Origin of the sequence: Microcystis sp. M179S2 (assembly GCF_020245805.1) — a bacterium.
Classification (GTDB): Bacteria; Cyanobacteriota; Cyanobacteriia; order Cyanobacteriales; family Microcystaceae; genus Microcystis; species Microcystis aeruginosa.
On sequence record NZ_JADBUE010000080.1, the window covers coordinates 1 to 13,078 of the forward strand.

Genomic DNA, 13,078 nt, shown 5'->3' on the forward strand with positions numbered 1-13,078 from the left:
CAAAGAAACTTTCAGGAAAAGTCTCAAAGAGACGATAGAAAATACTGTCCGTTTTCACTCAATTTTGTCCCTCAATGACTTCTGGTACTTGTTCAATATCTAAGTCTAAAGTTTGGGCAATTTGTTCTACACTTAATCCTAAAGCCAATAAACGGGGAATAGAGTCTAATTTAGCGGTTAATGCTCCTTCCTCTCTGCCTTCCTCTAAAATATCTTGATAGATGACGGATTCTCTCATAATCTCACTCCGAAGGATTTTTTTAATCGTCTCTCGATTTAATACTAACCCAGCGAGAATACTGGTGGTGGCAGCGAGATTGCTTTGCACCTGTTTTTCGGGGATAGTTTCTAAAGAACGGGACACCTGACTTAACACCTGTTCGGGGTCATCGGTATTGCTGAGGACGGCAAAGGGTAATAACTCATTGTTCGCTTAATTTTTTAAGGGAAGGGTTTTAAAATTGCTGCAACCTTTATCCTGTATGCTTTTTAGCGAATAAGGTAAGCGGAACATGCCGAGATTGCGATCGCCAATTGGCTCGTTCAAACCCTAGGTATTTCTACAAAATGGAGACGCACCGGGTTGAATCTACCTATTGGGGATTGTTTGGGACAGCAACAATCAAAATACTTCTGATTTGCGAGCGACTTAACCTGACCGGAAAGATATCCGTATAATCTAGACCAGCTGCTCTGGTGCCATAATCATTTTCCACTTGGTCCAATAAATTTTGATTGAGAGGCCATTGTCTCATGTTTCCACCTAGTGCGGGACCATTCACAGGATATTTAACGCTTGCAGCCGTATCTAGAAGCATTTGATCGTAGGTAAAAGCTAAGACTCTATCCAATAATTCCTCGTTGGTATAAGTGAAAGCATGATCATCTTTCATGGGATTGATCATTTGAAAAACGTCAAATCCTTCATCTAAAACCATCGCTTCTTCCGCACTGAATCCATCGCTCATAATTAGGGTAATCCCTTCTAGGGTATTGCCAATTCTTCCCGATAATCCCGAGGAAGCAAAACAGATAATTCTTTGACCGGACATTCCCAAAATTCCGAAAGGATAGATGCTCTTGGGAAAGTAAATTTCTACCGTATCTCCTCCGGGGTAAGGAAAATATTCTCCTGCCCGACGCGGAGAAAAATTAACTTGTTTAAAGTTATTTCGCGTCAATTCGTCAGCGACAGCAGGATCACCCAGATTGATCTGCAGAAAACCGCCGAGAGGATTTAACTGAGTTTCTACGATAATCGGTCCGTTTAAAGCGGCACGCCTGGCATTCAAATCGCCGTAGAGTTGATATTCCCCCAAGTTAATTTTATCAATACCCTGCCTCCTAAAATTCCCCGCACAGGGAATTTGATAAGGCAGGCAAAAAATATGGCGTACATCTTGGAATCGATCGATAGCAGTAAATAGGGGAACCACATCACCTTGTTGAATAATAGTTTTTCCCCCTAGGGCAAACTCTAAAAATGGGGCGATATTATGTAAATCAGGATTGTATCCAGGTAGCGGTCTTAAAAAAGCATCATATTTGCGGGCCACCTTCGGATCGTTAATCTGTATTATATTTGCGCCTCCAGCCATAAATTTTAAATCCAAAAATTCATAACGATGGCCGAGGTGTGTAGCCATAGCATCACACCATTTGACCAAACACCGATAGATGCGCTGATTGATCGGTTCTTGATAGCCTCCGGGGAGAAACATTCCACATAATTGATTTTGCAAGGATTTTATGTAGTAATTAGGGCCAAGATAGGCAAGATGCCACGGATTCATCGTTAGATCCCCGCAACCTTGGGCGCCAATAATTAGCCAATCCTGTCCTCGCTGAGCGCAGAATTCTTTGAGATGATGATAAAGTGTCCAAGTACCCGCTCTCTGCTCGTAAGCATTGGTCGTAGAGTCTAGGCCAGGAATAGCAGTTCGAGTAAGTCGAGGAAACATTATATCCTGCACTGCATGAGGATCCTGCATTCTGGGGGAGGTTATACCATCTCGTTGAATGCCGGGGCCTTTTTGATAGTCTGGAGTCACGGACACAAAGAGCTGCTCTTTTTCCGTGTCTAGAGTCAAAGAACCAGTATTAAAAACTTGATGTTTCACCATAATACCCCCTGCTTGTCTAGGTGTGGCAGTTGCCGCTAGACAAGTCAATTAGCCCTAGGCTATCTGTTTTTTAAATCTCAACCTCGCTGACCTAAAGGGGAGTGGGGCTTTATATTTTTTTCCTGAATCTATCAGAAAGCCTAGCATTTATCGTATTACCATACTTAAATTATAGTTTCCCGGAGGAAGTCAACTCTCGCCTCAATCCTTAAGAAATCCTCAAGAAATCCTTTCCCCGCTCTCGTTTCTGAATTGCCAAGAATTGCGTTAGAATTAAAGAAATATTACAAGTGGTTGACAAAAATGAGTAAGCCTGATATAGAAAACATTGCCCTCCAGTTAGAAAGCAGCAACTCTAAAGATCGTCTGTTGGCCTTGGCATCCCTGCGAGAAGTGACCCCGGAGGAAGCTGTACCCTTGATCAAAAAAGTCCTTTATGATGAAATGCTACCAGTGCGATCGATGGCTGTCTTTGCTTTGGGAGTCAAACAAACCGAGGAATGCTTTCCTATCCTAGTGGATTTGTTAGCCAATGATGCCGATTATGGCATTCGCGCCGATGCTGCCGGGGCCTTAGGTTATTTAGAAGATATTCGCGCTTTTGAACCCCTACAACGGGCTTTTTACGAAGACACGCAATGGTTAGTCCGCTTTAGTGCCGCCGTCGCTTTGGGCAATTTGGGCGATATTCGGGCTAAACAGGTGTTATTATCGGCTCTCGATAGTAACGAAGCGGTTATTCAACAGGCCGCTATTGCCGCTCTTGGGGAAATCAAAGCAGTGGAAACCGTCGAGAAGCTTTTAACCTTTGTTAACTCTGATGACTGGTTAATCCGGCAGCGATTAGCGGAAGCTTTAGGCCATCTTCCGGCGGAAAAAACGATCGCAGCCTTAAAATTTTTGGTCAAAGACGAACACCCGCAAGTGCGCGAAGCGGCCCGTTTATCCTTGCAAAAATTGGCCAACGTCTAGGTATAGGATAGAATAAATAATCTATTCTTTCAGAGCGATCGATCTTTGCCTACAGCCATTCATGGACATTCAAGAATTTATTAATCTCTGTGCGGGTAAATGGTTTTCTCAGCGTACCAGTTATCAATTAGCTGCCCAAAAAGTTGCCAATAATAAAGCAGAAATCACCATCGATTTGCTGGCTGCCGATGCTGCCGATGTGGTGCAATTATGTTTAGAAAATAACTGTCAGTTCCAGGCCAATCTAGGGGGATGGAAAGCAACTTGGGATAATTCCGTGGACTATGGACAACCGAAAAAAATCGGTTCTAGCTATTTAGTTTGGCTGCCCTCAGAGAATTCTTGGCAAGGAAAATTAATCACATCGGACGGTAAATCGGCAGTGCTGGGAGAATATCATCTCAGAAGCGATCAAGCTTTAACTTTAACCATCGAGGATAATCACCATCGTATCGAGGAAAGAATCTGGTTTGCTAGTCCTAATCTGAGATTGCGTACCAGTATTATCCAGTCGGCCAATGGCGATCGCCAGACGGTTTTCTATTCGGAAATTCGCAAAATGGTTGCTTCTAAGTAGCTGCCATCCCCAATGTCTGAGGTGGGGAAGACAGGGTTAATCTTCCACCACTCCAGTCAAATCCTCCTAACGTCGGCTGCGTCTGCTGCTGCCGAAACCACTGCGACTAGGGGTACGTCGGGAACCGGAGGAACCGAAACTAGGAGAACGTTTGACAGTATCAGATTTACCCGAATTCTTCAGGGTACTGGAACCATAACCAGAACCACTGGGTTTTGTGGTGGTGGTGCTGCTGCGATTGGGACTAGAGGAAGTATTACTGGGATAACGACGTAAATTGCCAGTAGAACGGAGAGTTTGCCGGTTTTTGACTGCCGGAGGTGGACTATTATGTTTAGTCCGGTATTGATCCACTGCCTGATTATAGGTGGAACCGTAACCACCAAAACCGGTCATCACACCTCCCGGAGTATAGAGGGGAGGAACGTAGTATTGAGGACGAAAGAGCAAACTACCCAAAGCTTGACCAGCAACAGCACCGAAAAAAGGACTCCAAAAACTCGATTCTTGTCGAATCACTACGGTTTCCTGTTGTCCGGTTTGGGGATTGTTCCGCACTTCCGTGACATTATGGACATACTCAATTTTAAAATCTTCGGTCATGTACAGGGTAGCCTGATCACCGTTGATTTCTACTGCGGTTTTTTCCCCTTTAGCGATAGCTTCATCGCTTAATCTAGCCATTTGCAGGTTAGTGCTGCGAAAGAGGGGAGAAGTCCCCCCAGGGGTGTTTAAGAGCATTAAGGTATAAGTGCCATCTCCGTCATCGTAGGTAGCTTGTTGCACCTCGTAGCGACCGCTACTAACCTGATTGGATTCTTGTCTTACACTACTGTTATTAGCTGACGGTGACTGAGTTTGATTTGATGAGGAACCACAGGCCACCGTTGTGCAACAAAGGGTAAGAATTAAAAGGATTGTCGTTACTTGGCGCAGCATAATGGCAAAATTAAGACTATAAAGGCAGCAATTCGGGGAAATTGAGTAATAGCTGCTCATTGGTCAATTCATCTCCCAATTGAGCAGGAGAAAAATGTACCTGAATCGCGCGCAGCCGACCTTGGTAGTGGAGGTTAATTATTGATTTTAAACCATCTTCCAGGGCCTCTCGATCGGCTAGGCTAGTTTCTAAAGCAGCACTCTCACCCTCGAATGCTATTGTGATCATAACAACTAAGTTATCGGTGACGGGTAAAGTTAAGGGTTCCTTTTCCCCCACTTCCAGAGACACCGATTCACTTAGGTATCTGGCCGCGGAATCGGTAAACAGTTCGTTAAGGTAGTCTCCCGCTTCCCCCTCATTCCAAAAAACATCGCCCTCATTAGCTATAGAAAACCAATAGAGGTTCATCTGCAGCAGATTTTGACAAATTTCTACTAAACCCTCTCCCATGACCTCTAAATCGCCTTCGGAATCGATCGCCTCCCGGCCAGTACGATTAAGAATACCGATCAGCGGTGCGATTTCTTGGCCGTAGAGATGCAAAAATAAGCGACAGACCACATAGCGAGTTTTACCCGCAAATTTCTTGAAGCGATCGCCTAAAGAACTCATAATCTATCCAGTGATAAAGTAAACAGCCAAAAAAGCCCTCAGCTTTTATTTATTTTGCCATTTTCTAGGCCCCTATGCCTTGATGCCCTGCTAACAGTCTATAATTACTTAGAATCATTTTGGTGTGAGCAAATGGCTGTCCAACTGCAACAAGCTTTAGTGGTTGCTTCCTATATCTTGAAACAGCGTCTAGCAGGAAAAAAGCGTTTTCCCTTAGTTTTAATGCTAGAACCCCTATTTCGCTGTAATTTAGCCTGTACTGGCTGCGGTAAGATTCAACATCCCCCGGAAATCCTCCGCAATCATCTCACCCCGGCAGAATGTTTCGCAGCGGTGGAAGAATGTGGGGTTCCCGTGGTTTCCATTCCCGGGGGCGAGCCGCTTTTACACCCAGAAATCGATGAAATTGTCAAGGGGTTAGTGGACAGAAAAAAATTTGTCTATCTGTGTACCAATGCCCTGTTATTGGAGAAAAGCCTGGATAAATTTACTCCTTCACCCTATCTTACTTTTAGTGTCCATCTGGACGGTTTAAAAGCACATCACGATCGCTGTGTGGATCGAGAGGGAGTATTCGATAAGGCAGTAAAAGGGATTAAAGCGGCGAAAGTGAGAGGTTTTCGGGTTACTACTAATACCACGGTTTTTGAAGGCACAGAGCCGCGAGAAATGCAGGAATTTTTCGATTTTCTCGCTACTTTGGGCATCGATGGCATGATGATTTCCCCCGGTTATAGTTATGAGTGGGCCCCGTATCAAGATAGTTTCTTGAAACGGGAGCAAACTAGAGCTTTATTCCGAGAAATTCTCTCACCCTGGAAATCAGGCCAGAAAAAGTGGAATTTTAACCATAATCCTCTCTTTCTCGATTTTCTCATCGGTGAACAGGACTATGAATGCACTCCTTGGGGTAGTCCTAGCTATAGTCTTTTAGGATGGCAAAAACCCTGTTATCTGCTCAACGAAGGTCATTACAAAAGCTTTCGGGAACTTTTAGCAGAAACCAATTGGGATAACTACGGTCGGGCCAGTGGCAATCCGCAATGTGCCGATTGTATGGTACATTGCGGCTATGAACCGACCGCAGCCATGGCAGCTTTTAAACCGGCTAATATGAGACGTGCCATGCAGAGTTTAATCGGAGTCTAATCCTAAACTGATTCTAACCAGACGGCGGGGACTTGACTAGGGCGATCGGGTAATTGCATCCATCCCATTTCGCACAGACGAATTACCGAACTTAATTTTTCTACCAAAGCGGGATCAAAACGAATCCCGCTATAATTTTGACAGCGCTCTAGGGCCTCTCCTAAATCTAGAGCTAGTCGGTCGCCTCGCGGTTGAGTTGATTCCTGAAAATAGGCGGATAATCCTAAAATTCGCGACTCTAGGCTGATTTCTTCCCCTTTTAAGCCGTTGGGAACCCCGCTACCATCCCAGTATTCAAACTCATGGTAAATAATCTGTTGAATTGGGGCTAATTCGGGCATAGTTGCGAGTAATTGTGCGCCTAACACCGATCGATCCCGCCAAAATAACGCATTTGCTCCCTCTAACTGACTGGCACGCTGTCTAAAAACTTCGATCGGAGCCTCCGCTAGACCGATGCGGTATAATAAACCTGCTAATCGTAAGCGTCGTAATCTCAGGGTGGGTAAATCGAGCAATTGTCCCAACATTTCCGCTAAAGCGGCCACCTGTAGGGAAGCAAGGGGATTATCAATATCTCTTTCATCGACCTTTTGAGCCATTCTTAGAAAAGCTTGCAGTTTATTAGCGGCCAAATTTTTATTTAAACGGGATGCTTGTCCTTCTAAGTCGCTTAATTCTCGCGTTTGTCTGCTGACGGTGACTAACTGCTGTTGACTGGTTTGCAGATAGGTGACAATGCGAGAGACTACTCCCGTTAAATCCGTGGGAATGGGATTAATATTTTGACTAATTTCCTGCTGTTGTCTGCTTAAATCGGCCGCTAGACTGGGATTATAAGGATGCAGACGCTCAATTAAGATCCTAGCGGCTTTTTCGACTAAATCGCGATCGAATGTCCATAAACCGTAGAATTTTCGCTCCGTGTCTATTTGGGGTTGACTATCGGACCGGTATTCTTCCGGGGATAACTCATGACAGAGTACCATGGAGGCGTAATCGGGGGAAAGAATGATTAAATTCCACTCATTAACCAAACTATCGCTATTATCTAAGTTCACTAGCGAAACATTCTCTAAACTGCCGGTTTTATGCTCAGAAAAACCACTATCGGCCACGGCGGCGATCGCAATATGACGAGAAGAGCGAGCGATATCTAAATAGCGCTCAGCTTCCTGTAAATACCATTTTCCCTGTTGAAAGGTGACTAAGACCAGTGGTTTATTTGTACTATCTGGGCTGCTAGTTTGCAAGATATGATCTTCAAGAGCATGACAGAGGGCCACAAGGGTATTCTTAAAATAGACCCCGTAACTGCTGGGTAATCGTCCCGATGAAGCTCTTTTTAACTGTTGTAAGCTGGATTCTACGGTCATAATTTCCGAATATTAGGGGGTTGGGGAAATGGGGAGAAGGGAGAGGGGAGAAGGGAGAATAAATAAAAGCAATCTCCTGTCTCCTGTCTCCTGACGACCGGCTCCTGACTGCCTCAAAGGGGTTTATTCTACCACCCAGGGAGTGATTGCGGGAGTCCAATTAGCTAATTCTGCATCGCTAAACCAGAGACTAACTTCATCTTTGGCCGTATCTGGACCATCGGACCCATGGATAAGATTGCGTCCGACACTAATGCCAAAATCACCGCGAATCGTACCCGGTTCAGCATTGAGGGGATTAGTGGCGCCAATAATTTTTCTAGCGGAGGCAATTACTCCTTCTCCTTGCCAAACCATGGCCACCACGGGGGAGGAGGTAATAAAATCGACTAACGAACGGAAAAAGGGTCTTTCCTTATGAACAGCGTAGTGTTTTTCCGCTAATTCGCTAGAAACCTGCATCATTTTCAACCCAACCAGCGTAAAACCTTTAGTTTCAAAGCGTTGAATAATTTCCCCCACCAGATTGCGCTGCACACCGTCGGGTTTAATCATTAAGAAAGTGCGTTCCATACTGCCTCTTAAAATTTAGTCATCGAAAAATTGCGTCCGAAACCCAGATTAACCCGGAATGGCATCCTAGAGAATGGCAGAGTTTTCGCTTAAATTGCTGAGTTAGCTTGCTGTCCGATTTAGCTAGGGTTTGCGGCAAAAAGTTTTTCGTGGGGTGTGGGGTGTGGGGTGTAGGGTTTTACCGATTTTGAGGTAGTCAGTTACCGAATTTTCAGGGAAAAAGTCCAGGAATTTTACCCCCGATCCCTCCAATGGTCGGCACTTTTTGAGGAAAAAAAGTCTAAAAGCCTTATCCAACAAGGTTTTTAGATTTATTCAGCAGCCCCTAATTATCCTAGTCGTTGATTCTGTTTTCGATTCTTATCCCCCAGAAAAAATATGGTAAAAAATGTCGTTTCTTTTCTTTTTGTTACCGTGGACAAAAATTATACAACCTCAGGGATAAAACTCATGATTGAAATTAATGATTATGGAAAAAAATACTCTTATCTGGTTAAAATTTCCTCTATTTATGTTAAGGGAAGATGGTGAGCAAATTACTGAATCAAAGGAGAAGGGAGATGGAGTTTTATCCTTTGTACTAAAATTACCAATAGGCAGGTTAAATGCAGTACAGCTTATTAACAACTCTAATTAATCTTCTATTAATATAACTTCGGTTGACGGAATTGATAAACATCAGCGATCACCTGTACCCAACCATTAGCAACAGATTCTAATAATCGCTCGCCTTTTTCTTTACTTGCATTAGTAGCATCTCCCATCACTCCACTTTTAGTTAATTCCTTAGTTAACCAAGCAAAGGGTAATTTTCCCTCCATAGTTAACAAACTATTTTCTGGCAAACCTTGAGGATATTCTCGGACGGCCCGCTCAATTTTTACCTGTTCTGGCAGTAATGATAACATCATGCTAGTTTCCACATCTCCTGCATGAATACCGTATTCTAATTCATATTCCGAGAATAATTCAGCCGCATTGTGGGGAACTCGCCAAGTGAAAAAAGGAAATACTAAAAAATCGGGATATTGTTGATGAATATCCCTAGCGGCAATTTCCATAACTTGCGGTTGCCCACCGTGAGAGTTCATTAATACTAACTTGCGAAAACCCGAACGATAGAGACTTTCAGCTATCTCTTGAATGAGGGTTAATAAGGTGGCTGCCGAGAGGGTAATCGTACCGGGAAAAGACCAATGTTCGTTAGATTTTCCGTAGTAGAGACAGGGTAAAGCGAAAGCGGCGATGTTTGTATCTAATTTCTCGAAAGCTTTGCCTAAAACCCCTAAACTAATGGCAGCATCGACGGCAATAGGTAGATGGGGTCCGTGTTGTTCGATCGCACCGATGGGTTGAATAATTACCACATTTTCCTTATCTGGCATTGAATCTATATCTGTCCAAGTAAGATAGGGAAAATAACGATGTGGGGGAATAAAACCGTGCATCATAATTTTATTGGGGGTGAGGGATTATGCTTGGGGGAAAAAATTACTGTTTATATTGTAATTTTATCACTAATTCTTGGCAAGGTGGCCAATCGTCAACTATCGAGACTATGGAGAGCATCAAGAATACCTATAGGGCCAGACGAGGAAAAAGAAAGAGTCGAAGCGGAGCGAAAAATAAGCGTGGCAGCATTGGCCAAGAACAAAACCGCATCGGAAATCAACCCTTGTCACCGAAAAACTTTTCCAAGAGATTCCCCCTGACAAAAGAAAAACCGACCTTTGTGACCAGGCCAAAGAATTTTGTGGACATCAAGAGTTGAGTCAGAAACTAGGAGCAGATTTTTATTTTGCTACTCCTTATCATTTTTGGGAAAGAGGATTAAACCCAGGGTAAGAGCATCTTAAATCCTTGACAAAATGAACTTTATGTGGTTTTCTTCCCCATACCCCACACCCCAACAAACTTTTTGCCGCAAACCCTATGTAACCCTAAAGTTTTATTTACCTTCTCCTACTACAGATTGATAAAATCTTTCTAGACTTTCTACAGAGGTTCGATCGTTAAATACTGTATCGATATTCATTTTAGTATAATCTTTGATTGTTTGTCGCCATTGATTATCTAAACCTAAACGGATAGCAATTTCAATATAGTGATTTTTATCCGTAGCAATTGTCTCGGTTATGCCTAATTTTTTCAAGATAGCATAGGAATGTCGTCCGCGCATAAATTCCCCCGGACAGGTAACAACTGGAAGCTGACAGGCAATTGCTTCTAAGGTGGTATTTCCTCCCGACCAACTTAAGTTATCTAAATAGATGTCTGCTAATAAGTTAAGCTGAAAATAATCATTTTGTTCTAATTGTGGCATCATTACCCCGTAATTTTGCCAATTGAGTCCATACCTATTAAAAGCTTGACTTAATCTCGACTGAAAGCAATGGGTCACAAATTCGCTACGATGGCAGATAAAAATAAATTGGCTGTTGGGAACTTGTTTGGCAATTCTAGGAAAAATATCGTCATTTTCTGGCAGATATTTAAATAAACTTTGACAGTTTAAGTAGATGATTTTATCCTCGGCTAATCCCATCTCTAAACGAGTTTTCCTCTGGGGAGGAAGGGAAGGTTTGGCATAGGCAATACCTAAATTAGATAAGCGAATTAATTTTTCACTGTAGTGATTATCTCCCTCCACAGGTTCCATTAATTCACTGGAGATAAAATAATCAATGGTTGGTAATCCTGAGGTGATTGGATGTCCCCAAGTTACACATTGTACTGGAGCTAAACGCAATCCTGCTAGTTGGGTAGTACGAGCATCCATACCAATATCTAAATAAACCAGAATATGTAACTGATTATCTAAAATATGTTGGGCAATTGTTTCCATATTGACCAGATTATCAAACTGATAAAAATAATCACTTTGCTCTTGATATTCTCTCGTAAAATTATCGAAGGTGTTATTAATATCTATTCCATAACAATAAATTTCAAATTGTTCTCGATTTCGCCACTGCAACCATCCTTGAAAGAGTTTCGCTACCGTGTGATGACGCAAGTGAGCAGAAATATAGCCAAGGCGAATTTTTCCCGTAGGCATGGTTAGGTTTTTCACCCAATTAGGAAAGTTAACCGAGGCAATTTTATAAACCAATTCTCCATATTTTTTTTGTAGTTCTAAATCATTTTTGGCTTGATATTGAAGATAAAAATTAGTTCTTAATCCAATACTTTTCCACGCCTCCTGTTGTTGATTAGTACTGGTTAAATCAAGATTGGATAAGATATTATCTAACCGTTTCTCGTAGTTTGATCGATACAGCATAATATCTGCTTGAGTTGTGTAAACTATCGGCATTAACCGCATTAATTCTAACTTCAGGGATAGGTGATCGGGAAGATACTCTAAAGCTGATTTAGTTGCTTGAATTGCCACCTCGATCGGATAATTATTTTGTAGTAACCAAATTAGGCGCAAATGTAAATCAATATTTTCTGGATGATAGGCAATGCCTTTTTTATACACTTCTAAAGCTTGTTTTTCTTCTTTAAGAATGAGATGGCAATGGGCGCAATTTAAATAAAAATTGCTGTCCTCTATTTTAATTGCTAATAATTTTTGATAATAGTTTAATGCTAATTGATAGATTTTTCTTTGATAAAAATAATCACCTGAGTAAATATCGGCAATTTGTTGGTCAGCTTGCAGAATTTCCCAAAGGGAGAGATTTTGACTAATTTCTCCTCTATCTCCTGCCAGTTGTTGGGCAGTTTTATAAGCATTTTTTGCTTCTGTCCAAGCTTGTTTAACTAAATAGACATTGCCTAAATTGATATAAAAAGGATAAAAATCACCCTGTTTATTAATTCCCTGCTGATAGAATTTTTCGGCTGACTCTAGCTGCCCTAATCGATAAAATAAATTGCCCAGTTTATTATAAGCATCGACAAAATTAGCATTGAGATCAATCGCTTTTTGATAAGCTGATAAAGCTGTATCTAAACGTGATTGTTTTTCTAGCACTATGGCCATGGTATAATGATATAAGGCTTGATTTTCCTCTAATTCTATGGCTCGTGCTAAACAGTTAAAAGATTCTGTTAGTCGGTTAATTATATAGTATAAGTATCCTAAATCGTGCCAGATGTAAGCTAATTGTTCACGCCAAGATAAAATTCTTAAGTAAAAGTCCTCAGCTAAAGTATATTCTCGCCGATTAATTGCCTCTTGCACCTCTTGAAGACAGGAGTTTATCGCAGTCAGCGCATAATTTTCTATCTCTTCATCCCCTTCTATTTCCTCTAATTCTAGCCACTGAAGATAGATTAATTTAGCTTGGCCAAACTGCCAGCAATCGAGATTTCTAATTATCTCTTTTTTGAGGAGCATAATTAAATCTTGACTAGACTCTGATTGTAATAGCCAAAATAACCAAATTTCTTGCGCTGTTGCTTGCTGCTCTAGCAGCAGATAAGCTAATCCCAGATAGGGATAATAATCAGTCACTTCCGGATGAACCGCGAGCGCTTGTTGACAGAATAACAATAATTGATTATAGTCTCCCGATGCTAACATTAGCTCGATCGCTTGTTGGTGATTACTGTTGATCATCGAAAATTTGGGTCTGAAACCCCGTCGTTCTACGACGGCTTTACTGTTAAATATGAGCATCGTTTACGAAATATATGCTAAAATGTGAGGTATGGAAAAAGCCTATTCGTTTCGATTTTACCCCACACCAACACAAGAGTCGCTATTGCGGCGCACATTGGGCTGTGTAAGATTAGTTTACAA

General features: G+C 42.1%; 12 protein-coding genes and 2 pseudogenes. 6 read left to right on the forward strand and 8 right to left on the reverse strand.

Translation table 11 applies throughout. The features are described 5' to 3' along the window. Nucleotides 1-58 precede the first annotated feature (58 nt). Nucleotides 59-421, reverse strand: a pseudogene (locus IM500_RS04565) (RpnC/YadD family protein); the annotation flags it as partial. Nucleotides 422-593: 172 nt separating this feature from the next. After that, nucleotides 594-2,123 (reverse strand): hypothetical protein, encoded by a 1,530-nt coding sequence (locus tag IM500_RS04570; RefSeq protein WP_190721677.1) that lies wholly within the window; start codon nt 2,121-2,123, stop codon nt 594-596. A gap of 303 nt (nt 2,124-2,426) precedes the next feature. Here IM500_RS04570 and IM500_RS04575 point away from each other — a divergent pair, with 303 nt between their 5' ends. After that, a complete protein-coding gene (locus IM500_RS04575; RefSeq protein ID WP_287737821.1) occupies nt 2,427-3,095 on the forward strand; it encodes a HEAT repeat domain-containing protein in 669 nt (222 codons plus the stop codon). Between the two features lie 61 nt (nt 3,096-3,156). Further along, nucleotides 3,157-3,672 (forward strand): phycobiliprotein lyase, encoded by a 516-nt coding sequence (locus IM500_RS04580; protein ID WP_287737823.1) that lies wholly within the window; start codon nt 3,157-3,159, stop codon nt 3,670-3,672. A 66-nt stretch (nt 3,673-3,738) separates the two neighbouring features. On the opposite strand, the gene IM500_RS04585 is transcribed toward IM500_RS04580, so the two are convergent. Further along, nucleotides 3,739-4,671 (reverse strand): hypothetical protein, encoded by a 933-nt coding sequence (locus IM500_RS04585; protein WP_287737825.1) that lies wholly within the window; start codon nt 4,669-4,671, stop codon nt 3,739-3,741. Next, the gene (locus tag IM500_RS04590; protein ID WP_190721670.1) at nt 4,628-5,227 is read right to left on the reverse strand and encodes a DUF1517 domain-containing protein; all 600 of its coding nucleotides are present in this window, start codon (nt 5,225-5,227) and stop codon (nt 4,628-4,630) included. Before IM500_RS04590 ends, IM500_RS04585 begins: the two co-directional genes overlap by 44 nt. Nucleotides 5,228-5,359: 132 nt before the next feature. Between IM500_RS04590 and hpnH the strand changes: the two genes are divergently transcribed. Continuing rightward, on the forward strand, nt 5,360-6,376 hold the full coding sequence (gene hpnH, locus IM500_RS04595) for an adenosyl-hopene transferase HpnH (RefSeq protein ID WP_190721668.1): 1,017 nt from the start codon (nt 5,360-5,362) through the stop codon (nt 6,374-6,376). Between the two features lie 2 nt (nt 6,377-6,378). Here hpnH and IM500_RS04600 read toward each other — a convergent pair whose 3' ends face one another. Together IM500_RS04600 and ndk are read right to left on the reverse strand one after the other, a co-directional pair. After that, nucleotides 6,379-7,752 (reverse strand): DICT sensory domain-containing protein, encoded by a 1,374-nt coding sequence (locus IM500_RS04600; protein WP_287737826.1) that lies wholly within the window; start codon nt 7,750-7,752, stop codon nt 6,379-6,381. Between the two features lie 123 nt (nt 7,753-7,875). Continuing rightward, nucleotides 7,876-8,325 (reverse strand): nucleoside-diphosphate kinase, encoded by a 450-nt coding sequence (gene ndk, locus IM500_RS04605; protein WP_002780036.1) that lies wholly within the window; start codon nt 8,323-8,325, stop codon nt 7,876-7,878. 469 nt (nt 8,326-8,794) lie between these two features. Here ndk and IM500_RS04610 point away from each other — a divergent pair, with 469 nt between their 5' ends. After that, nucleotides 8,795-8,962 carry a hypothetical protein gene (locus tag IM500_RS04610; RefSeq protein ID WP_170915340.1) on the forward strand — a complete coding sequence of 56 codons (168 nt, stop codon included), beginning with the start codon at nt 8,795-8,797 and terminating at the stop codon, nt 8,960-8,962. A gap of 7 nt (nt 8,963-8,969) precedes the next feature. On the opposite strand, the gene IM500_RS04615 is transcribed toward IM500_RS04610, so the two are convergent. Next, on the reverse strand, nt 8,970-9,776 hold the full coding sequence (locus IM500_RS04615) for a creatininase family protein (RefSeq protein WP_190721666.1): 807 nt from the start codon (nt 9,774-9,776) through the stop codon (nt 8,970-8,972). 171 nt (nt 9,777-9,947) lie between these two features. On the opposite strand from IM500_RS04615, the pseudogene IM500_RS04620 reads away from it, so the two are divergent. Continuing rightward, a pseudogene (locus tag IM500_RS04620) lies at nt 9,948-10,161 on the forward strand (IS30 family transposase); the annotation flags it as partial. Nucleotides 10,162-10,273: 112 nt separating this feature from the next. On the opposite strand, the gene IM500_RS04625 reads toward IM500_RS04620, so the two are convergent. Further along, nucleotides 10,274-12,895, reverse strand: a complete 2,622-nt coding sequence (locus IM500_RS04625; RefSeq protein WP_287737827.1) for an O-linked N-acetylglucosamine transferase, SPINDLY family protein — start codon at nt 12,893-12,895, stop codon at nt 10,274-10,276. Nucleotides 12,896-12,986: 91 nt separating this feature from the next. Between IM500_RS04625 and IM500_RS04630 the strand changes: the two genes are divergently transcribed. Then, nucleotides 12,987-13,078, forward strand: a 92-nt coding sequence (locus IM500_RS04630; RefSeq protein WP_190381045.1) for a helix-turn-helix domain-containing protein, incomplete at its 3' end; no start/stop codon positions are given.

Bases quoted from the DNA above. Each gene is read 5' to 3' on its own strand.
- IM500_RS04570 (WP_190721677.1), bottom strand. From the start codon at position 2,123: ATGGTGAAACATCAAGTTTTTAATACTGGTTCTTTGACTCTAGACACG.
- IM500_RS04575 (WP_287737821.1), top strand. From the start codon at position 2,427: ATGAGTAAGCCTGATATAGAAAACATTGCCCTCCAGTTAGAAAGCAGC.
- IM500_RS04580 (WP_287737823.1), top strand. From the start codon at position 3,157: ATGGACATTCAAGAATTTATTAATCTCTGTGCGGGTAAATGGTTTTCT.
- IM500_RS04585 (WP_287737825.1), bottom strand. From the start codon at position 4,671: ATGAGCAGCTATTACTCAATTTCCCCGAATTGCTGCCTTTATAGTCTT.
- IM500_RS04590 (WP_190721670.1), bottom strand. From the start codon at position 5,227: ATGAGTTCTTTAGGCGATCGCTTCAAGAAATTTGCGGGTAAAACTCGC.
- hpnH (WP_190721668.1), top strand. From the start codon at position 5,360: ATGGCTGTCCAACTGCAACAAGCTTTAGTGGTTGCTTCCTATATCTTG.
- IM500_RS04600 (WP_287737826.1), bottom strand. From the start codon at position 7,752: ATGACCGTAGAATCCAGCTTACAACAGTTAAAAAGAGCTTCATCGGGA.
- ndk (WP_002780036.1), bottom strand. From the start codon at position 8,325: ATGGAACGCACTTTCTTAATGATTAAACCCGACGGTGTGCAGCGCAAT.
- IM500_RS04610 (WP_170915340.1), top strand. From the start codon at position 8,795: ATGGAAAAAAATACTCTTATCTGGTTAAAATTTCCTCTATTTATGTTA.
- IM500_RS04615 (WP_190721666.1), bottom strand. From the start codon at position 9,776: ATGATGCACGGTTTTATTCCCCCACATCGTTATTTTCCCTATCTTACT.
- IM500_RS04625 (WP_287737827.1), bottom strand. From the start codon at position 12,895: ATGATCAACAGTAATCACCAACAAGCGATCGAGCTAATGTTAGCATCG.